Below are 20,765 nucleotides of genomic sequence, written 5' to 3'. Positions count from 1 at the left end.
CCATCTGGAAGGAGAGACGCTATGAGCATGGTGAAGGTGAGTCCGGAGCGCCAGGAGCGTCGCCGGCAGCAGGCAGAGCTCGCGGAGCGGTTGGCGGCTTCGGGGGCGTTGGATGAGGTGTTCGCCCAGCTCGATGCCGGGCAGCCTCTGACCGGGGATCAGGGGGTGCTGGGGGCGATGTTGAAGGCCGCGCTGGAGCGGGGCCTGGATACCGAGCTGACCGAGCATCTGGGCTATGAACGCGGCGACCCGGACGCGGCGGAGTTCGCGAACTCCAGGAACGGGACCACGTCCAAGACGCTGGCGACCGAGGTCGGCCCGGTGGAGCTGGCGGTGCCGCGGGACCGGGACGGCTCCTTCACCCCGATGCTGGTCCCCAAGGGTGCGCGGCGCCTGGAGGGGCTGGACGCGATGATCATCAGTCTCTACGCCGGCGGCATGACGATCCGCGACATCGGCCATCATCTGGCCGCCACGATCGGCACCGATCTGTCGCACGAGACGATCTCCAAGATCGTCGATCAGATCAGCGAGGAGGTCCTCGCCTGGCAGCACCGGCCGCTGGAACCGCTCTACCCGGTGATGTACCTGGACGCGATCGTGGTCAAGATCCGCGACGGCGCGCACGTGTCGAACAAGGCCGCCCACATCGCCGTCGGGGTCGATTTCGACGGCATCAAGCACGTCCTGGGGATCTGGGTGCAGACCACCGAAGGCGCCAAGTTCTGGGCCGGGGTCTGCGCCGAGCTCGCCAACCGGGGCGTGTCGGACGTGCTGATCGTGTGCTGCGACGGGCTGACCGGCTTTCCCGACGCGATCGCCGCGACCTGGCCGGCGGCGACCGTGCAGACCTGCGTGGTGCATCTGATCCGGGCCGCGATGCGGTTCGTCTCCTACGGCGACCGCAAGGCCGTCGCCGCGGCGTTGAAACCGATCTACACCGCCGTCAACGAAGACGCCGCACTGGAAGCGCTGGGCACCTTCGAGGACTCGAACTGGGGCAAGAAGTACCCCTCGGCCGTCAAGACGTTCCACGACGCCTGGGACCGGTTCACCCCGTTCCTGGCGTTCCCGCCCGAGCTGCGCCGCGTCATCTACACCACCAACGCGGCCGAGTCGCTGAACTTCCAGCTGCGCAAGGTCACCAAGAACCGCGGCCACTTCCCCAACGACGCCGCCGCCGTCAAGCTGCTCTGGCTGGCGATCTGCAATATCGAAGACAAGCGAGCCCGAGAACGCGAGAAAGAACGCGGCCTGCCCGCCGAGAAGAGACGCGCCCCCGGCCGCCTCGTCGAAGGCCAAGTCGTCACCAACTGGAAGCAGGCCCTGGAGCAGCTCGCCCTGGCCTACCCCGACCGCATCAACCCACATCTGTGACCCAGATCACTTACACAGAGAACTTGACAGGCTCCCTGTCCAGCTACCAGGTGATCAAAGTCACTGCCCCGAAGTTGAACATCTCGGTCGAGTCGTTGCGCCGTTGGGTGGAGCAAGCCAGTATCGACCAGGGCGCGAAGCCTGGTGTCACTACCGATGCTCAGGCGGAGATTCGGCGGTTGAAGCGGGAGCACGCGGAGTTGCGGCGCGCGAATGAGATCCTCAAGACCGCGTCGGCGTTTTTCGCCGCGGAGCTCGACCGGCCCACGCCGAGATGATCGCGTATATCGACATGTATCGCGCTCAGTTCGGGGTCGAGCTCATCTGTCGCACGCTCGCTGCGACAGAGGGTGGGTTCCTCACCTCTCGCGGATACCGGGCGGCGAAGACCCGACCGGCGAGTGACCGCCAGCTCCGCGACACAGAGTTGATCCCGGTGATCGAGCGGATCCATGCGGACAACTACGGCGTCTACGGGGCGAGGAAGATCTGGCACGCGATGCGACGCGAAGGGTGGGACATCGGCCGCGACCAGGTCGCCCGCCTCATGCGCACCGCCGGCCTGAACGGTGTGATCCGGGGCCGCAAGCCACGCACCACGATCCCCTCACGGACCCCAGATGATCGCCCGGACCTGGTCGAGCGGCGCTTTGTCGCGGACCGCCCGAACCGGCTCTGGGTCGCGGACATCACCTACGTCCGCACCACGGCCGGGTTCTGTTACACCGCGTTCGTGACCGACGTGTTCAGCCGCAAGATCGTGGGCTGGGCCACGCGCACCACGATGCGCACCGAGGATCTTCCCCTCGAAGCGCTCGAGCACGCCCTCGTGTCCGCGAAAGACCAGGCGTTGGAAGGGCTGGTCCATCACTCCGACCGCGGCAGCCAATACGTCTCCATCCGCTACTCCGAACGCCTCACCGAAGCCGGAATCACCGGCTCGGTCGGCACCGTCGGCGACAGCTACGACAACGCCCTCGCCGAAGCAGTGAACGGCCTCTACAAAGCCGAACTCATCCACGCCCGCCCCGCCTGGCCATCGGTCACCGAGGTCGAATTCCAGACCATGAACTGGGTGGCCTGGTGGAACACCCAGCGCCTGCACGAAGCCCTCGACTACGCCACCCCAGCCGAGGTCGAAGCCGCCTACTATCAATCACGAGACGCCGCCCCGGCGCTCACATAGCGATCGGAACAGAACCCAGGGCGGTTCAACATTGATCATCTGCCGAGAGTCGGGCGTCCGGGGCCATAGGGCTCAGGGAGGCATTAGCCCTGGTAGAGCCAGATCCAGTTGCCGTCGAGATCAGTGACTGCGCTGGTGCGCGGCATCCCTTCGGCCTCGGTGATCGGTACTGTTTCGGTCGCCCCCGCTGCGACGGCTTGGTGGTGGGCGGCGTCGAGGTCGGGCACGAGCACGCCGAGGGTACTGCGTCCGGGACAGTCGAAGTCCGTGTCGTCGACCAGAAGTAGCAGGAAGAAGCCTGGCTGACCGTAGTCGCCGAACAGGTAGCCGTCGTAGTCGGCGTCCTCGGTGTGGCGGATCACCCGTTCGGCCAGGCCGAACGCGTCCTCGTAGAAGCGCCGTGCTCTCCCCTTGTCGGCGACGCGTATCTTCAGTTGGACCGGGACAGCGGTGCTGGCGATAGTGGGCATAGGTACTCCTTCGAAGGCGTAGGCGCTGCACTGGGCGATCTGCTGATCGAGATGGTTGCGGGCGCGAACGAGGCGGTCGGCATGTGTCTTGAGCAACGCCCGCGCTCGGTCCGAGGAGGGGTCCGCGACGATATCGCGAACGTCGTGGAGGGGGACGTCGAGCCAGCGCAGATCGGCGATGAGCCTTGCGGTCGTGAGCAGGCTGGTGGAATAGCGGCGGTAGCCGGTGTCGGGGTCGACTTCGGTGGGCTTGAGCAGGCCCACCGCGTCGTAGTGGCGCAGCGCATGCACGCTGAGCCCTGCGCGCTTGGCGAACGGCCCGACGTTGAGGAGATCGTCACTCACAGCTCAAGAGTCGAGCTTCGGGTTGCCCGAGAGTCAACCCCCGTCCCGGGCGGTCTTTGGGGTCACTGATGGTCGTCCCCAGGCGTGACTCGTCCGAGCTGACGCACGCTATCTCCGCACCTGTGTTATGCGAGTTGGAAGGTTTCGTCGCCGACCTGGACTTCGAGTTTGAGTTGCCCGCCGAGGGCGGCGATGTAGCGACGCAGGGTGTCCACTTGGGTTTTGTCGAGGTCGCCGCGTTCGATGGCGGAAACCCGGTTCTGGGAGACGTCGAGTTCGGCGGCGAGTTCGACCTGGGTGAGGTCGAACTGTTCGCGCAGTTCCCGCAACCGCCAGGCGCGGGACTCCGCGATCATGCGTTCCTTGTGGGCCTCGACCACGTCACGGCGGCCGGGCCGACGCTGCTTGAGCTGTTCCAGTGTCAAGGGACAGTCGGAACTGCCCAGTGGCGGACATGAAAGCTGCCCGCTGACGGTCACGAGATCTGCCCGGTGGTGGCCACGGGATCTACCCAAGGGGGTTGTGGCCACCACCGACCAGGGTGGTCAGTTCAACGGGCTCACCCCTTGACCGGCGAGTGCTTGGGTGAGCCGGACGCTGTCGCCGCTGGTCTGGCAGACGTGGGCGTGGTGGAGCAGTCGGTCCACCGTGGCGGTGGCCAGCGTCTTGGGCATCAGCTCGTCGAACCCAGAGGGGTGGAGGTTCGAGCTGATCGCGACTGACCGCTTCTCATAGGCGGCGTCGACGAGTCTGTAGAGCCCCTCGGCGGCGTCCGCGGCGACCGGCAGCAGGCCGATGTCATCGACGATGACCAGGTCGGCGCGCAGGACCCGGGCGATGGCCTTGGTGACAGTGTCGTCCGCACGGTGCCTTCGGAGTAGGACGCCGAGGTCTTCCAGGGTGAACCAGGCGACCTTCAACCCGGCCTCGACGGCTTGCTGGCCAAGGGCCTCCAGCAGGAACGTCTTCCCGGTGCCCGACGGGCCGCAGACCACGAGGTTCTCGCGGCGGTGGACCCATTCCAGGGTGCGGAGCGCCTGCTGGGTCGGGACTGGGATCGAGGATGCCTCGGGCTGCCACGCGTCGAAGGTCTTCCCGGTGGGGAAGCCCGCCGACGCTCGCCGGGTGACAAGTGCGGAACGCTCCCGGCCGGCGACCTCCTCGGCGAACAGCGCCTTCAACACCTCGGCGGGCTCCCAGCGTTGGGCTTTCGCGGTTGCGACGACCTCGGGTGCGTGACGACGGATGTGCGGCAGCCGCAACCGGCGCAACAGCTCCTCCAGTTCGGCTGGCAGCGGCGGTGCTGACGCCGTGCTTCTCGTCGTCATCGGGCCACCTCGTTCCCGTCGCGGCCGTCGTGCTGGCCGACCTGTTCACCGAGCCGTGCCCATGCGCTGGTGCCCTGGGTCAGCGAGGAGTCCTCGCTGGCCCGGTGCTCACCGGCTTTCGGTGCTCGGGCGTGGTGGTCCAGGATCGAGGACAGGTCTGCTTCGGCGAACCGGCCGTGCACGGCGGCGTGGCCCAGTGCCCAGTCGACCTCGACGGGGTCGAACAGCTTGGCCAAGCTGAGGGCTTCGGCCATCTTGACGCGCATCCGTGGTGTGCCTGCGGCGGCGGCCTCGATCAGCCACAACCTCGCGCCCTCGCCCAGGTCGAGGAAGTCGGACTCGGCCGGGTTCTTCGCACGGGGCTGGCGGTCCAGTGGCCCGGACGGCTGGGCTGGGAAGTGCTCGTCATCGATCTTCGGGGTGCCGGGTGTGGCCCGGCGGTGGCGGGCGACTTCGAGGGGACCGTCCTGGCCGACGTGGACGATGACGACCCACTCGTCCTCGCCGACACCATGGGCACGGACCCACACCGTCGCACCCAGCAGGGCATGCGGGACCGAGTACTGGCCGGACTCGAACATCACCATCGGTGTGTTGCCCGGCACCACCCGCGTGGTGCCGAACGCGACCGTGTGCGGGGTCATCGGGACCGGGTGCAGCCGGACCCGTTCCTCGGCGAGCATCTCGATCGGTGGCCGACGAGTGACCCGGTGCGCTCGGGTGTTGACCTTCTCGCAGAACTCCACGCACGCCGCCTCGAGCTCGGCGAACGAGGCGTACCCCTCGCGCAGGTTGGTGTCCTTGGGGACCAGGTCGGCCTTGCTGATCTTCACCGACGACTCGGTGCCGCCCTTGGACGCCGGATCGGCCGGGACGCAGGTGTGCACGACCATCGAGTAGTGCTCGGCGAACGCCACCAGCTGCGGATTCCGCACCGGAATTCCGGCGATGTGCTCGACCGTGACGGTCTTCTCGTTGTCGGTCAACACATAGGTCGGCACCCCACCCAGCCGCCGGAACGTCACGTCCAGGGCAGCGAACACCGAGGGCATCGTCTTGTCGCGGATCGGCAACACGACCCGGAACCGCGACCAAGCCAGCCAGGCGACGAACAGCACGGTCTTGACGCCGTCGACGACGGGGCCATCGCCGTAGTCGTACTGCAACCACATCCCCGGCTCAGTCACCCAGGGACGGTGCACCCGCACGTGTCCGGCCCGGTAGGACTTCTTGACCTTCGCGACCGCACGGCGGGTGGTGCGCTCCGACCCTCCGTAGCCCAGGGCGAGCAGCTTCTCGTGCGCCACATCGGCACGGACCTTCCCGACCGACCGCTCGACCCACTCCTCGACCTTGGGCAGATACTCATCGATCAACATCGGCCGCACCGCCGCCGCCGGCAACTCCCCGCCGCCAGCACGGCGATCCACGTACCGCTTCACCGTGTGGTGGGAGCAGCCAGCCAGCTCGCCGGCATCGCGCAACGAACCTGTTAGGTCGTAGGCATCCAACATTTCCATGATCTCCTCGGCAGACTTCAACTCATCCCTTCCTCGGGAGCGATAGGGCGCATCAGCACCGCTCATCGCACCCGAGGAAGGGGCCTCAACCGCGCAGGTCGGCGAGGCAGACGACGTCGTGTCGGGCAGATCCCATGACCGTCAGTGGGCAGTTCTCACGTCCGCCAGCGGGCAGCTTCGTGGCCGTCTCCGGGCAGTTTCTCGTGGCCGCCGACATTCCAGGTTGGTCATGTCAGCCCTCCTTCAGGAGCAATGATTAGAACCTGTGGATGGCCCTCGGCCTGGTGACGTGAAGGGGCGCACCTTCCCGAGGATGATCTGAAGTCCAAGAAGCTCTGATCAGGACCGGCGTTGGAGCGCTGGTTCGGGAAGGCACGCCCATGCTCACGGTAGTCCACGATGCCGCACAGCCAAACGAGGACGACGCGGCGCTTGGGGCGTCGTTGCTGGATGAGATCGTTCGCGATGGTGCCCGCAAGATGCTCGCGGCGGCGTTGCAGGCCGAAGTCGCCGCCTACATCGAGGCGCATGCGGACCAGGTCGACGAGCACGGTCACCGGTTGGTGGTCCGCAACGGCTACCACGCCGAACGGCGGGTCACCACGGCCGCGGGCGCGGTGACGGTGCGCCAGCCCCGCGTGAATGACAGGCGCACGGACGAGGGCACTGGGCAGCGGATGCGGTTCTCCTCGACGATCCTGCCGGCGTGGGCGCGCAAGTCGCCGCGGGTCACGGAGGTGCTGCCGCTGCTGTACTTGCACGGGCTGTCCAGTTCCGACTTCGCCCCGGCGTTGGAGCAGTTCCTCGGCACCAGTCATGGCCTGTCGGCGGCGACGATCACCAGGTTGACCAGCCAGTGGCAGAACGACGCGCGCGCGTTCGCGGCCCGGTCGCTGGCCGACGTCGACTACGTCTACCTGTGGGTCGACGGGATCCACCTGAAAGTCCGGCTCGAGCAGGACAAGGTCTGCCTGCTGGTGATGATCGGGGTCCGCGCCGACGGCACCAAGGAACTGGTCGCGCTCGCCGACGGGTTCCGCGAATCATCCGAGTCGTGGGCCGACCTGCTGCGGGACTGCAAACGCCGCGGCATGCGCGCCCCGGTCCTCGCAGTCGGCGACGGCGCGCTCGGGTTCTGGAAGGCACTGCGTGACGTCTTTCCCGACACCCGCGAACAGCGGTGCTGGTGGCACAAGATCGGCAACGTGCTGGCCGCGCTGCCGAAGTCGGCGCACCCGGGAGCGAAGAAGGCGCTGGCCGAGATCTACAACGCTGAGGACCGTGACCACGCCGTCGCCGCCGCCAAGGCGTTCGCCGCGGCGTACGGCGCGAAGTGGCCGAAGGCGGCCGCCAAGATCACCGACGACCTCGATGTGCTCCTGGCGTTCTACGCCTACCCGGCCGAGCACTGGATCCATCTGCGCACCACGAATCCGATCGAGTCAACCTTCGCGACGGTCAGGCTCCGGCAGCGAGTGACCAAGGGCCCCGGCTCCAGAGCGGCCGGGGTGGCGATGGCGTTCAAGCTCATCGAGTCGGCCCAACGCCGGTGGCGGGCCGTGAACGCACCCCACCTGGTCGCCCTGGTCCGTGCCGGCGCCAAGTTCGAGAACGGCAAGCTCGTCGAACGACCCGACGAATCAGGAGGCGATGCTCACGCCGCGTGACACGCCGATCCACAGGTCTTGACTATTCCTCCTCCTTCAGGGACTCCAGGTGATCGTCGAAGCGTTGGTCGGCGATCGGAATGTTGCGGGCATACCAGCGGCTCCAGTTCCGGCTCTTGTCACCGGCGACCAACAGGATCGCCCTACGGCGCGGGTCGAATGCGAACAGGATCCGAACCTCGGAACGCCCCCCGACCCTGGGCGTAGTTCCTTCATGTTCTTGTGCCGCGAGCCCTTGATGGTGTCGACCAGCGGTCGGCCTTGCATCGGTCCCTCGGCTTGCAGTACTTCCAGCGCGGCGAGGATCAGGTCGTAGTCATCGTCGGACAGGCCGACCAGCCAGTCCTCGACGAGTCCGACCTCCACCTCCCACACACGCCTAGACTACAACTTAAGGGTTGTAAACCCCAAGCATTGTTTCGAGGATCAGGTCGGTCCTGCCAGACCTGCCCTGCACCCCGAGGGCGAGCCCGTCCTGGCGGTCCCTCTCGACCCGCGCGGCGGTGGCCGGGTCGGCGACCGCCTTGTCGTAGGCGGCCATGTCCAGGCCGAGGTCCTCGGCGAAGCCACGGAAGACGGCCGCCTTGGAGTCCTGCTGCTCGCCCCACTGGTCCTGGGTGTCGTACATGCGCTGGTACATGGCCTCGAACTTGCCCTGCTGGGCGGCGGCCTCGACGGCGACGGCGGAGTTGACCGCGTTGGCGTGGCTGGGGATGGGGAAGTAGCGCACGACGAAGTCGACCTTGCCGGCGTACTTGGCCCGCAGGTCCTCCACGACCGGGTACGCGGCCCGGCAGGACTCGCACTCGAAGTCGAGGAACTCGACCAGGACGGCCTTGCCGGTCCCGGCCGGCCCGAGTCGGTGGCTGTCGGCGCGCACGAGCCGCCCGGCGGTGCTCGCCGTGCCGGCGCCGGCTTCGCTGGCGTCGGCCGGGTCGGCGGCCCGGGGGCCCAGGGTCAGGGCGGCGGCGAACAGGGCCACGACGATCGCCGAGATGACGGCGTTGCGCTTCACAGGTTTTCAGCTCCGGGCAGGTGTCAGGGACGGGCAGGGCAGTGCAGGGTTACGTCGGGGGCTAACGGGCGGGTGCGCGGTCAGGTTCCGTGCGAACTCGGGCGGGCGCGGGCGCGGGGTAGACCCTGTTCGGTCGAAAGATGGAGGTGGTAGACGACGATGACGTTGACGACGAGGAGCACGACGAGCAGGTCGATGATGAGCACGATGAAGGCGATGAAGGCGATGATGAGGGCATGAGCGTCGACGTGACGGTGCTGCGTTTCGCCGGCTGCCCCAGCCGGCAGACGGCGCTGGCGCGCGCGCACGCGGCGGCGGAGCTGGCAGGGCGTCCGCCCGTGGGTTACCCACATGGCACAATGTAGGAAAATGCGAACAGTTATAGGCCGACTGACTGCATAGTCCTACATCCTGGGAGGGGCCGTGACGAGCGAGCTGGACCAGCAGGCGCTGCGCCTGCTTCCCACGACTTTCCGGTACAGCGAGGCACGCACCCTGCTCAACGAGCGCAGGTTCCGCGAGCTGCTGGCGCACAACCTCATCATCCGGGTGAACCACGGCCTCTACCGGAAGGCCGACGCCGCCGGCGACGAGGACCTCATCGACATCGCGGGGAAGCGGCCGCGGGCCACGCTCTGCCTGCGCACGGCCCTGGCACGTCACGACCTCATCGACGACATCCCGGCGGAGCTCGACATCGCGCTGCCACGCGGAACCCGTCCAGCGGACACCATCGCTCCCGTCGCATGGCACCAGTTCGACCCAGACACCTTCGACATCGGCAGAGAGACGCTCACCCTGGACGACGCAACAGCCATCGGGCTCTACAGCCCCGAACGGTCCATCATCGACGCGTACCGGCTGCGCGAGACCGAAGGACCTGAGCTGGGCAACGAGGCGCTGCGCCGCTGGCTGCGCAGGGGCGGTCAGCCCTCTACATTGCTCCGCATGTCCACCCACTTCAGCAAGGGAGCGCCAGCGCTGCGGCACGCCCTGGAGGTCCTGCTGTGAAGGACGTCTCGAGGGCGACAGCGGCCGGTCGCGCCTACTTGGACCTCAAGGCCAAGGCGCGAGCCGAGTCCCGGCTCACCGACGAACTCATCCAGCTGTACGTCCTCGAGGGGTTCCTGGCACGCGTAGCGGTGAGCGACCACGCGCAGCAGCTCGTCCTCAAGGGCGGCGTGCTGCTGGCCGCGTTCGGTACGCGACGCCCCACCAAAGACATCGACTTCGCAGGCCGCGACCTGGACAACGACGCCCAACAAGTCCTTGCCGTCCTGCGCGACATCGCCGCCGGCAAGCCCCAGGAAGATGACGGCTTGGTCTTCGATGCCGACAGTGCTACCGCCGAGGTCATCCGCGACGATGACGAGTACTCCGGCGTGCGTGTGTCGATGGGTGTTGAGCTGGCCACAGCCCGGACCCGCTTTCACATCGACCTCAACGTAGGGGACCCAGTCTGGCCGGCGCCGGGCCAGGTTGAGGTTCCGCGACTGCTCGGCGGGAAACCGCTTCACCTGCTCGGCTACCCGCTTGTGATGGTGCACGCGGAGAAGGTCGTGACCGCTGTCCAACGGGGCACGGCCAACACCCGGTGGCGAGACTTCGGTGACATCTGGACCCTGTCCGGCGGACACCCCGTGGACGGAAACACCCTGCGGACCTCGATCACGCAGGTGGCGGCATACCGCGATGCCGACATGTCGCTGCTGCGGGACGTGCTCGACGGCTACCCAGCCATCGCACAGGCAAAGTGGGCGGCGTGGCGGCACAAGCAGAAGCTGGACCAGCTCCCTGAGCGCTTCGCCGACCTGCTCGAGGACGTCTACGCCTTCGCCGACCCCGCCATCGCCGACGAGGTGACTGACATGACCTGGGTGCCATCAGCCAGAGCTTGGGCGGCCCGAGGGCACGTGCTGCGAGCCAACTTGGGCCGCCCCACTGGCGGAAACCGCCGGAGGGTGCCTGACGTCAACGGAGACGGGACGACATCGGCTTAGCGCGGGACGGACAACCGGGGGGCGCCGGGTACACGCAGGTCAGACCCGACGGGCAGTGGCTAACCGATCGTCGGGGCAGCCCGCCAACCGGTGTCGCCGAATCGAAATAGCCGACCCCTCCCGGCCACCCGGGAGGGGTCGGCTCGTCGCTCTCGGTCGTCAGCGTCGGCTTGCGAGCGGCAAAGTGGCTACGAGTTGCTGCAACATTGCCCTCGGCTCCAAGCGCCAAGGTAACGGCTTGCGCTTGACGTGGGCCGCGGGGGTGTCAGCTCCAGGGCAGGGGTGACGGCAGGGTGAGGGCTGCGGGGGAAGCGGGGTTCGGTGGACGAAAGGGGGTCGGGCTGGTTCCACCGACGAGTGCGTCAGCGGGCGGCGAGGATGTCGGCGAGGTCGGCCGGTATCGGCATCGGCTGCGTCAGGGGCACGCGGGCGCGTCCGGTGTTGCCCTCGGGGTAGCGGCCCAGCGCGGAGCCGGGCGCGGCGACCAGGAGGCGGATCACCTGGCCGGCGGCTTCGCGGCGGTCGTGCTCACGCCATGCGAGCGCGAGCATGACGGCGTGCGCGCGGGTGTGCGGCCACGCCCACGGCTGGGACAGGATGTGGGCCCGCTCGAGCGCGGCCCAGCGCTGCTCGCCGGTCATGGCGGCGCGCGCGGCGGCCAGCTCGGTCTCGAACGCGGCGCGGACGGTGTCCGGCATGCGACGGCTCATCGGGAGCCCTCCTTCTGCGGGTCATCTGACGTGGTCGGGGCGGTGGGGGTGCAGCAGGCGTCGCCGGCGCAGCTTCCGGCCTCACCCTCGTCGTCGGCGGCGGTGGGGCCAGTGGCGGTCAGCGCGGCAGGGGCGCAGCAGTCCTCGCCGTTCCAGTTCTCCCAGCCCTCGCGGGTGGCGACGGCGGCGATGACCAAGGCGGCGACCGGGTCGGCCCAGGACCAGCCGAGGGTGGCGTTCAGGACCAGGCCGACGAGCAGGACCGCGGACAGGTAGGTGCACAGCAGCGTCTGGGTGCCGTCGCCCTCGACGGCGGCCGAGCCGAGCTCGCGGCCGGTGCGGCGCTGCCACCGGCTCAGCAAGGGCATGACGGCCAGGGACGCCACGGCCAGGGCGATGCCGACCGGGCTGTCCTCGGGTTGTGCGCCGGTGAGCAGGGCGTGGCCGGCCTCGATGGTGAGGTAGGCGGCGAGGGCGAAGAAGGACAGCGCGATGAGCCGCTGCGCGGCCCGTTCTCTGGACTCGGGCAGGGCGTGGCGGAACTGCCAGAGGATGACCAGGCCGGAGGAGACCTCGACCAGGGAGTCCAGCCCGAACCCGACGAGGGCGGAGGACCCGGCGAGGTTGCCGGCGGTGATGGCGATGGCGCCCTCGACGAGGTTGTACGCCACCGATGCGGCGGCGAGCAGCTGCGCGCGCCGCATGAGGGTGGCACGCCGCTGCGGGCTGGCCAGGGTGGTCCAGGTGCTCACCAGGTCATCTCCTTGCACTGGGTGTGGGTGGTGGGCTCGACCTGCAAGGTGGCGTGCTCGACGCCGAACTGGGTTCGCAGCAGCTGCCCGGCCTGGTCGAGGACAGCGTGGGCGTCGGTGTCGGTGTTGGTCATCAGGTGTGCGGTGGCCACATTCATCCCCGACGTCAGGGTCCACACGTGCAGGTCGTGCACGTCGGTGACACCGGGCACCGAGGCCAGGGCGCCGGTCACCTCCTCGGGGTTGACGCCGGCGGGGGCGTGCTGGCCGAGGACGACCAGGACCTCGCGGCCGAGCATGACCGCGCGGACGGCCACGAACGCGGCGATCGCCAGCGCGATGCCGGTGTCCCACCAGGCGTTGCCGGTGGCGGCCACCAGGACGCCGGCGGCGATGACCCCGACCGAGCCGAGCGTGTCGGCGACCACCTCGAGGTAGGCGCCCTTGACGTTCAGTGACTCACCGACCCCGCCGCGGAGCAGGACCAGGGCGACCAGGTTGACGGCCAGTCCGATGGCACCAACGACGAGCATCGGGCCGGAGGCCACCTCGGCTCCGCCGCCGATGCGGCCGACGGCCTCCACGGCGATGTACACCGACACCCCGAGCATCAGCAGGACCGCCAGGCCGGAGGCGAACACCTCGGCCCGGTACGAGCCGAACGTTCGTCGTCCGGTGGTGTCCTTGCGGATGGCGATGCGGGTGGCGACCAGGGCCGCGCCGAGCGCGACGACGTCGGCGGCCATGTGCCCGGCGTCCGAGAGCAGCGCCAACGACCCCGACGTCAGCGCGGTGACGAGCTCGACGACGAAGAATCCGGCCACCAGGACGAACGCGAGCTGCAGCCGCCACCGGTGCGCGCCGCCGGCATGCCCGCTGGGACCGTGGCTGTGGCCGCCGCTCACGACTTGGCCTCGCTGCCGTAGCGGGGGCAGAGGACGACCGCGTCACCGGTAGCGGCCAGGAGCCGCTCGGCCGCGGCGAGCAGGTCCAAGGTGGCCTGCGGGTGCGCCAACGAGTACACCGACGCCCGGCCCTGGGCGCGGACGTTGACGATGCCGCAGTCGAGCAGGCAGGCCAGGTGCTTGCTGACCGTCGACTGCGCCAGCCCCAGGTGGCCGGTCAGGTCGACGACCCGGTGCTCGCCGAGGGCCAGGTGCTGGACGATGGACAGCCGGGACCGGTCGCTGAAACCGTGGAACAGGCACGCGGCCGCCGCCAGCGCGGCCGGCTCATCGGGCACCGACGTCATGGAGGGAAGAGCGCTGGTCGCCGCCGGAAGAGCGCCGGTCGCCGCTTTCATCGTCATGTGGCGATGATAGTCCCCCTGGGTGGCTGCGACGCAAGTGGCCCCCGTCGTGCCCGGCCCCAGGCGGACCACGCGGCAGGGAGTCCCGGGCTCCGGCTGGCCGCTACCGGCCCGGTGCCGGGCGGTCCAGGCGGGGCATGAAGCGGTAGCCGGCGCCGACGACGGTCTGCACGATGCGCGGGTGGCGCCGGTCGGCTTCGAGCTTGGCCCGTAGGTCGCGCACGTGGGAGTCGAGGTGCGTTCGTAGCCTCCCGGGCGAGCTGCGCCACTCGACCCTTCGAGAGTTGGGTCGCCTCGGCGATGCGGTCGTAGCTCCACCCCTGCCGGCGCAGCTGCGCAACCGCGCGCAACCGAGGCAGCGCCAGCTCGGCCAGCGCATCGTCCAGCGAGGCGAACACGTCGCCCACGGCGGCGATGACCACCAACGGTTCCTCAAGGTTGCTGACCCGCTGTGCCTCGTCGGCAATCGCCTCACGCAGCTGTGGCCCAGCCGCCGGTCAGCGTCCTCGTCACGACTCATCCCCGCAGCAGGCGGGCCGCCGAGTCACCACCACAGCCCAGCTCGCGACGCACCTGCCACGCTGACGCACCCTCCTCACGCCTGTCGCGGGTCTGTCCGATGAACGGTGTTTCCGGCGTTCATCTCAGAGGTTCTCCGCGGCCGGCATGCGGTCGGCGAAGGTGACGGCGAAAGCGTTGAGCGCGGGCTTCCACCGCATGGTCCATCGTGCCTGGCCGGTGCCCTTGGGGTCCAGGCCCCTGGTGACCAGGTACAGGCACTTGAGGGCGGCCTGCTCGGTCGGAAAGTGCCCGCGCACGGTGACCGCGCGCCGGTACCTGGCGTGCAGGGACTCGATGGCGTTGGTGGAGAACAGCACCCGGCGGATCTCCACGTCGTAGGCCAGGAAGGGGATGAACTCCTCCCACGCCGCTCTCCACATCTTGGGGATGGCCGGGTAGGGCTTGCCCCATTTCTCCTCCAGCTCCTCGAACGCCGCCCATGCTGCCTCGACCGAGGGTGCGGTGTAGATGCGGCGCAGGTCCTTGGCCAGCTGGTCCCAGTATTTCCGCGAGGCGTAGCGCAGCGTCGCCCGGATGAGGTGGATCACGCAGGCCTGCACGATCGCCTGGGGGAAGACGGCGTTCACGCTGTCGGGCAGTCCTTTGAGGCCGTCGCAGACGATGAAGAACACGTCGCGCACGCCGCGGTTCTTCAGGTCCGCCAGCACGTTCATCCAGAACTTCGCCGACTCACCACCTCCCTGCCCGGCCCACAGGCCCAGGACGTCTCGCCGGCCGTTCAGGTCGACGCCGATCGCGGCGTAGAAGGGTTGGTTGCCGACCTGCCCGTCGCGAACCTTGACGTAGATCGCGTCGATGAAGATGGCCGCGTACACCGGTTGCAGCGGCCGGGAGGACAGGCGGCCATCTCCTCGAGCACCTTGTCCGTGATCCTCGAGACCGTGTCCTTGCTGATGGAGGCGCCGTACACCTCGTGGAAGTGCGCGCTGATCTCACCGGTCGTCAGGCCCTTGGCGAACAGGCTGATCGCGACCGCATCCACGTCCGAGAGGCGCCGCTGTCGCTTCTTGACGATCACCGGCTCGAACGTGCCGGCCCGGTCCCGGGGGACCGCGATCGTCACCTCTCCGGCGGCGTCGGTCAGCACCGTCTTGGGTCGGGTGCCGTCGCGGATGTTGCCGTTCTCCGCGGTGGGTACCTGGTGCTTCTCGTGGCCGAGGTGCTCGGTCAGCTCCTCTTCCAGCGCTGTCTCCAGGACGGTGGCGGTGATTGATTTGAGCAGCCCGTCCGGGCCGGTCAGGTCCTCACCACGGGCCCGGGCGGCTTTGACCAGCTCCCGGACCGCAGCCTGCTCGGCCTCGCTGCGCGAGGTCGTCTTCTTCACCTTCTTCGGCATCGAGCTCACGCTCGTGATCTTCTCGGTCATCACATGACCTTCCCCGCCAGCTGGGCCAGCGTGTCAGGCCAGAAACACCGTTTGGCGGACAGTCCCGATTGTCAGCCTGCTGATTGGCGTGACCCCCGTTGGTTGGTCCGGGTGGTGTGAGAGTCCTTACGGCCCACGAGGGTGGGCAGGAAGGCTTTATCACCATGACAACGAGGAAGCGACACACGCCTGAGCAGGTCGTGCGCAAGTTGGTCGAGGCCGACCGGTTGCTGGCCGGGGGCGCTGACACGGCCGAGGTTGCCCGGCAGCTCGGTGTCTCCGAGCAGACCTACTTTCGGTGGCGTAATCAGTTCGGCGGGCTGAAAGCCGAGGACGCCAAGGAGCTGAAGAAGTTGCGTGCCGAGAATCAGCGGCTCAAGCGTCTGCTTGCTGATGCCGAGCTGGACAAAGACATGCTCCGCGAGGTCGCCAAGGGGGAATTCTGAGCCCGGCCCGCCGACGCGCGGCCGTTGTTCACCTGCGTCGAGTCTTCGACGTCAGCGAACGGCGTGCGTGTCGGCTGGTCGGGCAGCACCGATCCACCCAACGCCACACCCCGCCCGCGCAGACTCCTGATGATCCCGACGCTGGGCTGCGGGCCTGGCTGCGCGCCTACGCCGGGGCCCATCCCCGGTGGGGACACCGGCGCGCCTACCACGACGCCCGCGGCCAGGGCCGGGTCGTGAACCACAAGAAGCTCCAGCGGCTGTGGCGCGAAGAAGGGCTACGTGTGCACGTGCGACGCCGCCGTAAACGGGTCGGATCCTCGACCGTGCCACCAGTCCCGACCGCCACCTCGGCCAACGTGGTGTGGGCGATCGACTTCCAGTTCGACTCCACCACCGACGGCCGACCGATCAAGATCCTCTCCGTCGTCGACGAACACACCCGCGAAACACTGGGCGGCCTTGTGGAACGCTCGATCACCGCCGAGGCCCTGGCCGCCGAGCTGAACCACATCGTGGCCGCCCGTGGCGCCTCGCCGGCGGTGCTGAGGCTCGACAACGGCCCGGAGATGATCGCGGCAGCACTGGCCCAGTGGGCCGGCACCCAGACCGGGATGCTGTTCATCCCACCCGGCGAGCCCTGGAAGAACCCCTTCATCGAATCGTTCAACAGCAGGCTGCGCGACGAGTGCCTGAACATCAATCTGTTCTGGTCGATGACCCACGCCCAGGTCGTCATCGGCGACTGGAAGACCGAGTACAACCACGACCGTCCGCACTCATCCCTGGGCTACCTCAGCCCGGTGGCCTACGCTGCGGTCTGCACCCATTGATCGGACTCTCACACGACCTGGACCGATCCACGGGGTCCTGCCATGATCACCTTGGCAATTTGCGGCTTCGAAGGGTTCCAAGCCTTCACCGCTGGCTCCAACTCCGAGGCCGGGTTACTTGCGGCGCTGTTCTGCCTAGCTCTCGTTGGCTTCGCGTCGAAAGTAGGTAAGGCCCGCCGCGACCGGGGTATCACCTCGCTCGCTCATGCCGCTGGTCTCGCGCAAGGTGGGTCCATTCCTGGCCGTCACCCCGGGGCCAAGTGGGGTTGACATAGCCAGGCGACCGTGCCGACGGAGACGCCGGCCGCCTGGGCGATCTGCGGGATGGTAGTCGATGCGTAACCCTGCCTCGGGAACAGCGTGGCCGCGGCCGTGAGCACCCGCTCGGCAGTGGCGGACTTGGCCTCGGCGCGCGCGGTCATGCTTCCTCACTGAATAGATTCACTGAATTCGTTCACCCTACCGCTATACGTGGCGGCAGGCTAGGTTGAGGCACTCTCACGCCCCGCTCACTCTCGATGACCTCGCGTGCCACCGTGGTTGACGAGCCAGTCCCCACCGCTGCGCGAGCGAAGCTACGGGGGATTGCGACAAGATCGTGAGACACGCCGCCCTCGCTGGCACCTGTCGCATCGCAGGTCACAGACCCGGGAGAGCGTCAGGAAACGCGGAATCCTACACGCTGCGGGCACCGTAGGGATCCCTTTCACACCGCTCCCTCTCCCGGGCTTCTCGGCCGCTCGCGCACGCCGGATCAGCGTGCGCACTCAGGACGACCAGGTCCGCCATGAACGGCCTGACAGCGATTGGCCGCCAGCGACGCCGGCTGGCTGCTGGGAATATGGCAATCCAGTAATATGGGCGCTGTGAAGACGACGCTGGAGTTGCCCGACGACCTCTTCCGGGCGATCAAACTCAAGGCCGCCCGCGAGGACCGGACGATCAAGGACGTCACGGCCGAGCTCCTGCGCCGAGGGCTCGCCAGCCCTCCTCCTGGCACCAGCGCACGACGTACGGCGTTCCCCCTCATCACGTGCCCGCCCGGCCGCCCGACGGGGCTGGCCCCCGACGAGGTCGCGGCGACGCTCCTGCAGGCCGACGTAGACACCCTTGCCGAGATGGAACCGGAGTGACGCGCTTCCTGGCCGACACCAACGTGTGGCTGGCCCTTTCGATCGCCTCCCATCGCCACCACCGTGCTTGCTTGGAATGGCTGGACGGCATCGACGAGCCCGGCGCGGTGGTGATGCCGCGAATGGTGCAGCTCGCCGTGTTGCGCCTGGTCACTACGACCGCCGTACTCGCCCCGCATGGCCGCCCGGCCCTCACCAACGACGAAGCGTGGGCCGTGATCGACGCCATCGCCGCCGACGAACGCGTGACCATCGAGATCGAGGAACCGCCGCTCGATCCGGCGTGGCGATCGTGGACGCGCCGTACGACGGCCTCCCCGAACCTGTGGATGGATGCCTACCTGGGCGCCTACGCCACCACCGCCGGCTACACCTTGGCCACGCTCGACGCAGCCTTCGCCCAGTTCCAGGACTTGGCGTGGCTCAACCTGGCCCCCACGTAGGGGGATATTGACAACCGCAACTGTCAAATAGAGGATGACTCGCGTGCAGGATCTCGCGGTCATCGACGACTCGGCTGTGGCGGCCGTCGTCCTCGACCCCACTCGAGCCCGGATCCTTGCCGAGCTTGCCGAACCGGGCTCCGCGACAACCGTGGCCGCCGCGCTCAGCCTCCCTCGCCAGCGGGTCAACTACCACCTGCGCGCCCTGGAGGACGCCGGTCTCGTGAGCCAGGTGGCGACGCGGGCCCGACGCGGGCTCACAGAGCGACTGGTCCAGGCCACGGCCGCCAGCTATGTCGTCGCCCCGCCCAACGTCGGGCGCGACCTGGCCGACCCCGCGCGGCTCGGCAGGCTCTCGGCCCGCTACCTCATTGCGCTCGCGTCGCGGATCGTCCGCGAGGTGGCCGCGCTGTCTCGCCGCGCCGACGAGGCCGGGCGACCGCTCGCCACGCTGGCGCTCGACGTCGACATTCGATTCGGTAGCGCGGCCGACCGAGCGAACTTCACCCGCGAGCTGACCGAGGCGGTCACGGCCTTGGCCAGTCGCTATCACGACGAGTCAGCACCGGCCGGACGCTGGCACCGCCTCATCCTGGCCGCCCACCCTCGACCCCGGACGGAGTCAACTCATGAGTGACCTCACCACGCCGGAAGGCATCCCCCAGCCGATCCTTCACCCCGACCCGGGGCGCCGCGAGATCCGGATGGAGATCGAGGTCCCCGGCACGGTGGAGGAGGTGTGGCAGGCCATCGCGACGGGCCCTGGCATTTCGTCCTGGTACGTCCCGCACACCGTCGAGGAGCGCCCCGGCGGTGCGGCGACGGCGCGCTTCGGCCCCGGTCCCGAGATGGAGGTCCCCGGGCGGGTGGAGGTGTGGGACCCGCCGCACCGCATCGTCTTCGCGGGCGTCGACGCCGCGCCGGGGCTGGCCTTCGAGTGGGTGGTCGAGGCCCGCGGTCAGGGCAGTTCCATCGTCCGGCTGGTCAACTCCGGGTTCGGCACGGGCGAGCCGTGGGACGACCAGTACGACGACATGATCGGCGGCTGGACCCTCTTCCTGCGCAACCTCTGGCTGCACCTGCGCTACTTCCCCGGCCTGGTGGCGAGCGCTGCGATTCCGATGGGGATGTGGCCGGGCAACCCCGCGGCGTCGTGGCCGGATCTGCTCAAAGCGCTCGGCCTGCCCGAGGCGCCGGCCATCGGGAGTCGCGTGGCCACGTACGGCTCCGGCGTACCCCCGTTGGCCGGCACAGTTCTCGACGCCGGCCGCAACAGCCTGGCTCTGCTGCTCGACGAGCCGGCACCGGGCACCGGCCTGCTCGCTGCGGAGGGCGGCGGTGACGCCTGCGCCGTGTCGGTGTGGGCCTATCTCTATGGCGCCGATGCCGACGAGCGGGCGCAGGCACACACGAACGCCTGGGGAGCGTGGCTCGCCACCCCGCGGTGAGGCGTGGAAGCCGACATCCGTCGCCCGGTCCGCACGGATGGCCGCCCGTTAGCGACCCGACCCCGAAAGGGGTTCTGGACGCGGGCGCGCTCCCGGGAGGGCCCGGCTCTGCTCGGTGGTCGGGACCACCTCGGCGAGGGGGGCCAAATGGTAGCGTGGATGGCATGCTGGCATCGCTAGACAAGGCGGGGCGCGTGGTCATCCCCAAGGAGGCCCGCGATCAGCTGGGGCTCGGGCCGGATGCCCAGTTCGAGGTCACCGTGACCGGAGACGGCCTGCTCCTGACCCCGTTGCGCCGGTCCGCGCGGCGGATCGTGGAGGTCGACGGGTGGCCGGTCATTGAAGCCGTCCGGGGCGTGAGCGTGACCGACGCCGACGTTCAGCGCTGGCGAGACGATGGCCAGCGCTGACGGCTGGGCGGTCGACACCAGCGTCGCGGTCGCGGCGTTGGATTCCGGCCACACGGCGCACGGTCCGTGTGTGGCCGCCGTACGGCAGCACCGTCCGGCCCTGGCCGGGCACGCGGCGTACGAGCTCTTCGCCGTCCTCACCCGACTCCCCGGTCAACTGGCGATCGACGCGGGCGATGCCGCCAGCCTGATCGACCGCGTCTTCCCCGAGGTGGTGTGGCTCTCGGCAGGCGCAAGCGCCACCCTGCGCGCCCGGCTGGCCACGATCGGCATCATCGGCGGCGCCGTCTACGACGCCCTGGTCGGCGAGGCCGCCAGGACCGCCGGCCGACGGCTGCTCACCCGGGACCTTCGGGCGCGCCGGACCTACGACCTGCTGGGTGTGGACTACGAGTTCGTCGGCCCGTGACCCTGCCTGCCGGGCC

General features: G+C 68.8%; 23 protein-coding genes and 3 pseudogenes. 13 read left to right on the top strand and 13 right to left on the bottom strand.

Going from position 1 to position 20,765, the window contains the following annotated elements; all coding sequences use genetic code 11:
• The first annotated feature begins 27 nt into the window (after positions 1-27).
• Both IPK37_10275 and IPK37_10270 read left to right on the top strand, forming a co-directional pair.
• Positions 28-1,377, top strand: a complete 1,350-nt coding sequence (locus IPK37_10275; GenBank protein ID QQS02803.1) for an IS256 family transposase — start codon at positions 28-30, stop codon at positions 1,375-1,377.
• A gap of 23 nt (positions 1,378-1,400) precedes the next feature.
• Positions 1,401-2,563, top strand: a pseudogene (locus IPK37_10270) (IS3 family transposase).
• Positions 2,564-2,646: 83 nt separating this feature from the next.
• Here the strand turns inward: IPK37_10270 and IPK37_10265 are convergent.
• The 4 genes from IPK37_10265 to IPK37_10250 all read right to left on the bottom strand — a co-directional run bounded on the left by IPK37_10265 (position 2,647) and on the right by IPK37_10250 (position 6,247).
• On the bottom strand, positions 2,647-3,378 hold the full coding sequence (locus IPK37_10265) for a MerR family transcriptional regulator (GenBank protein ID QQR99441.1): 732 nt from the start codon (positions 3,376-3,378) through the stop codon (positions 2,647-2,649).
• Positions 3,379-3,503: 125 nt separating this feature from the next.
• Entirely contained in the window at positions 3,504-3,734 is a 231-nt protein-coding gene (locus tag IPK37_10260; GenBank protein ID QQS02802.1) for an XRE family transcriptional regulator, read from the bottom strand.
• A gap of 189 nt (positions 3,735-3,923) precedes the next feature.
• Entirely contained in the window at positions 3,924-4,706 is a 783-nt protein-coding gene (locus IPK37_10255; GenBank protein QQR99440.1) for an ATP-binding protein, read from the bottom strand.
• Positions 4,703-6,247 carry an IS21 family transposase gene (locus tag IPK37_10250; GenBank protein ID QQS02801.1) on the bottom strand — a complete coding sequence of 515 codons (1,545 nt, stop codon included), beginning with the start codon at positions 6,245-6,247 and terminating at the stop codon, positions 4,703-4,705. The genes IPK37_10255 and IPK37_10250 overlap by 4 nt, the downstream gene beginning before the upstream one ends.
• Before the next feature lie 359 nt (positions 6,248-6,606).
• On the opposite strand from IPK37_10250, the gene IPK37_10245 reads away from it, so the two are divergent.
• On the top strand, positions 6,607-7,893 hold the full coding sequence (locus IPK37_10245; protein ID QQR99439.1) for an IS256 family transposase: 1,287 nt from the start codon (positions 6,607-6,609) through the stop codon (positions 7,891-7,893).
• Between the two features lie 22 nt (positions 7,894-7,915).
• Here the strand turns inward: IPK37_10245 and IPK37_10240 are convergent.
• Positions 7,916-8,160, bottom strand: a pseudogene (locus IPK37_10240) (type II toxin-antitoxin system RelE/ParE family toxin).
• Positions 8,161-8,284: 124 nt separating this feature from the next.
• Positions 8,285-8,908, bottom strand: a complete 624-nt coding sequence (locus tag IPK37_10235) for a thioredoxin domain-containing protein (GenBank protein ID QQR99438.1) — start codon at positions 8,906-8,908, stop codon at positions 8,285-8,287.
• Between the two features lie 140 nt (positions 8,909-9,048).
• Between IPK37_10235 and IPK37_10230 the strand changes: the two genes are divergently transcribed.
• The 3 genes from IPK37_10230 to IPK37_10220 all read left to right on the top strand — a co-directional run bounded on the left by IPK37_10230 (position 9,049) and on the right by IPK37_10220 (position 10,908).
• Entirely contained in the window at positions 9,049-9,273 is a 225-nt protein-coding gene (locus IPK37_10230; GenBank protein QQR99437.1) for a hypothetical protein, read from the top strand.
• Positions 9,274-9,343: 70 nt separating this feature from the next.
• Entirely contained in the window at positions 9,344-9,919 is a 576-nt protein-coding gene (locus IPK37_10225; GenBank protein QQS02800.1) for a hypothetical protein, read from the top strand.
• On the top strand, positions 9,916-10,908 hold the full coding sequence (locus tag IPK37_10220; GenBank protein ID QQR99436.1) for a nucleotidyl transferase AbiEii/AbiGii toxin family protein: 993 nt from the start codon (positions 9,916-9,918) through the stop codon (positions 10,906-10,908). Before IPK37_10225 ends, IPK37_10220 begins: the two co-directional genes overlap by 4 nt.
• Positions 10,909-11,270: 362 nt before the next feature.
• On the opposite strand, the gene IPK37_10215 is transcribed toward IPK37_10220, so the two are convergent.
• The 6 genes and pseudogenes from IPK37_10215 to IPK37_10190 form a co-directional block, all read right to left on the bottom strand.
• Complete coding sequence (locus IPK37_10215) at positions 11,271-11,606, bottom strand: DUF3703 domain-containing protein (protein ID QQS02799.1); 336 nt, start codon at positions 11,604-11,606, stop codon at positions 11,271-11,273.
• A gap of 8 nt (positions 11,607-11,614) precedes the next feature.
• Positions 11,615-12,322, bottom strand: a complete 708-nt coding sequence (locus IPK37_10210; GenBank protein ID QQS02798.1) for a cation transporter — start codon at positions 12,320-12,322, stop codon at positions 11,615-11,617.
• Positions 12,323-12,366: 44 nt separating this feature from the next.
• Positions 12,367-13,275 (bottom strand): cation transporter, encoded by a 909-nt coding sequence (locus IPK37_10205; protein QQR99435.1) that lies wholly within the window; start codon positions 13,273-13,275, stop codon positions 12,367-12,369.
• Positions 13,272-13,622, bottom strand: coding sequence for a winged helix-turn-helix transcriptional regulator (locus IPK37_10200; protein ID QQS02797.1), 351 nt, complete (start codon positions 13,620-13,622; stop codon positions 13,272-13,274). Before IPK37_10200 ends, IPK37_10205 begins: the two co-directional genes overlap by 4 nt.
• A gap of 160 nt (positions 13,623-13,782) precedes the next feature.
• A complete protein-coding gene (locus IPK37_10195; GenBank protein ID QQR99434.1) occupies positions 13,783-14,199 on the bottom strand; it encodes a winged helix-turn-helix domain-containing protein in 417 nt (138 codons plus the stop codon).
• Between the two features lie 124 nt (positions 14,200-14,323).
• Positions 14,324-15,597 (bottom strand): annotated as a pseudogene (locus IPK37_10190) (IS256 family transposase).
• 194 nt (positions 15,598-15,791) lie between these two features.
• On the opposite strand from IPK37_10190, the gene IPK37_10185 reads away from it, so the two are divergent.
• Positions 15,792-16,906 (top strand): IS3 family transposase gene (locus tag IPK37_10185; protein QQS02796.1). Its coding sequence is split into 2 segments (ribosomal slippage): positions 15,792-16,065 and positions 16,065-16,906, totalling 1,116 coding nucleotides; the frame shifts between segments, so codons are not numbered across the junction.
• Positions 16,907-17,151: 245 nt separating this feature from the next.
• Here the strand turns inward: IPK37_10185 and IPK37_10180 are convergent.
• Positions 17,152-17,328 carry a TetR/AcrR family transcriptional regulator gene (locus IPK37_10180; protein QQR99433.1) on the bottom strand — a complete coding sequence of 59 codons (177 nt, stop codon included), beginning with the start codon at positions 17,326-17,328 and terminating at the stop codon, positions 17,152-17,154.
• A 444-nt stretch (positions 17,329-17,772) separates the two neighbouring features.
• Here IPK37_10180 and IPK37_10175 point away from each other — a divergent pair, with 444 nt between their 5' ends.
• From IPK37_10175 to IPK37_10150, 6 genes are all read left to right on the top strand, one after another.
• Positions 17,773-18,039, top strand: a complete 267-nt coding sequence (locus tag IPK37_10175; GenBank protein QQR99432.1) for an antitoxin — start codon at positions 17,773-17,775, stop codon at positions 18,037-18,039.
• The gene (locus IPK37_10170) at positions 18,036-18,482 is read left to right on the top strand and encodes a PIN domain-containing protein (protein QQR99431.1); all 447 of its coding nucleotides are present in this window, start codon (positions 18,036-18,038) and stop codon (positions 18,480-18,482) included. The genes IPK37_10175 and IPK37_10170 overlap by 4 nt, the downstream gene beginning before the upstream one ends.
• A 43-nt stretch (positions 18,483-18,525) precedes the next feature.
• The gene (locus IPK37_10165) at positions 18,526-19,119 is read left to right on the top strand and encodes a helix-turn-helix transcriptional regulator (protein QQR99430.1); all 594 of its coding nucleotides are present in this window, start codon (positions 18,526-18,528) and stop codon (positions 19,117-19,119) included.
• Complete coding sequence (locus IPK37_10160; GenBank protein QQR99429.1) at positions 19,112-19,930, top strand: SRPBCC domain-containing protein; 819 nt, start codon at positions 19,112-19,114, stop codon at positions 19,928-19,930. Before IPK37_10165 ends, IPK37_10160 begins: the two co-directional genes overlap by 8 nt.
• A 164-nt stretch (positions 19,931-20,094) precedes the next feature.
• A complete protein-coding gene (locus tag IPK37_10155; protein ID QQR99428.1) occupies positions 20,095-20,340 on the top strand; it encodes an AbrB/MazE/SpoVT family DNA-binding domain-containing protein in 246 nt (81 codons plus the stop codon).
• On the top strand, positions 20,327-20,749 hold the full coding sequence (locus tag IPK37_10150; protein ID QQR99427.1) for a type II toxin-antitoxin system VapC family toxin: 423 nt from the start codon (positions 20,327-20,329) through the stop codon (positions 20,747-20,749). Before IPK37_10155 ends, IPK37_10150 begins: the two co-directional genes overlap by 14 nt.
• Positions 20,750-20,765 lie beyond the last annotated feature (16 nt).

The sequence above is a fragment of the Austwickia sp. genome (genome assembly GCA_016699675.1).
GTDB lineage: Bacteria > Actinomycetota > Actinomycetes > Actinomycetales > Dermatophilaceae > Austwickia.
This window is presented reverse-complemented; position numbering and strand designations above follow the sequence as displayed.

Bases quoted from the DNA above. Each gene is read 5' to 3' on its own strand.
- IPK37_10160 (QQR99429.1), top strand. From the start codon at position 19,112: ATGAGTGACCTCACCACGCCGGAAGGCATCCCCCAGCCGATCCTTCAC.
- IPK37_10200 (QQS02797.1), bottom strand. From the start codon at position 13,622: ATGACGTCGGTGCCCGATGAGCCGGCCGCGCTGGCGGCGGCCGCGTGC.
- IPK37_10275 (QQS02803.1), top strand. From the start codon at position 28: ATGGTGAAGGTGAGTCCGGAGCGCCAGGAGCGTCGCCGGCAGCAGGCA.
- IPK37_10245 (QQR99439.1), top strand. From the start codon at position 6,607: ATGCTCACGGTAGTCCACGATGCCGCACAGCCAAACGAGGACGACGCG.
- IPK37_10260 (QQS02802.1), bottom strand. From the start codon at position 3,734: ATGATCGCGGAGTCCCGCGCCTGGCGGTTGCGGGAACTGCGCGAACAG.
- IPK37_10255 (QQR99440.1), bottom strand. From the start codon at position 4,706: ATGACGACGAGAAGCACGGCGTCAGCACCGCCGCTGCCAGCCGAACTG.
- IPK37_10230 (QQR99437.1), top strand. From the start codon at position 9,049: ATGGAGGTGGTAGACGACGATGACGTTGACGACGAGGAGCACGACGAG.
- IPK37_10195 (QQR99434.1), bottom strand. From the start codon at position 14,199: ATGAGTCGTGACGAGGACGCTGACCGGCGGCTGGGCCACAGCTGCGTG.
- IPK37_10215 (QQS02799.1), bottom strand. From the start codon at position 11,606: ATGCCGGACACCGTCCGCGCCGCGTTCGAGACCGAGCTGGCCGCCGCG.
- IPK37_10150 (QQR99427.1), top strand. From the start codon at position 20,327: ATGGCCAGCGCTGACGGCTGGGCGGTCGACACCAGCGTCGCGGTCGCG.
- IPK37_10210 (QQS02798.1), bottom strand. From the start codon at position 12,322: ATGCGGCGCGCGCAGCTGCTCGCCGCCGCATCGGTGGCGTACAACCTC.
- IPK37_10180 (QQR99433.1), bottom strand. From the start codon at position 17,328: ATGACCGCGCGCGCCGAGGCCAAGTCCGCCACTGCCGAGCGGGTGCTC.
- IPK37_10155 (QQR99428.1), top strand. From the start codon at position 20,095: ATGCTGGCATCGCTAGACAAGGCGGGGCGCGTGGTCATCCCCAAGGAG.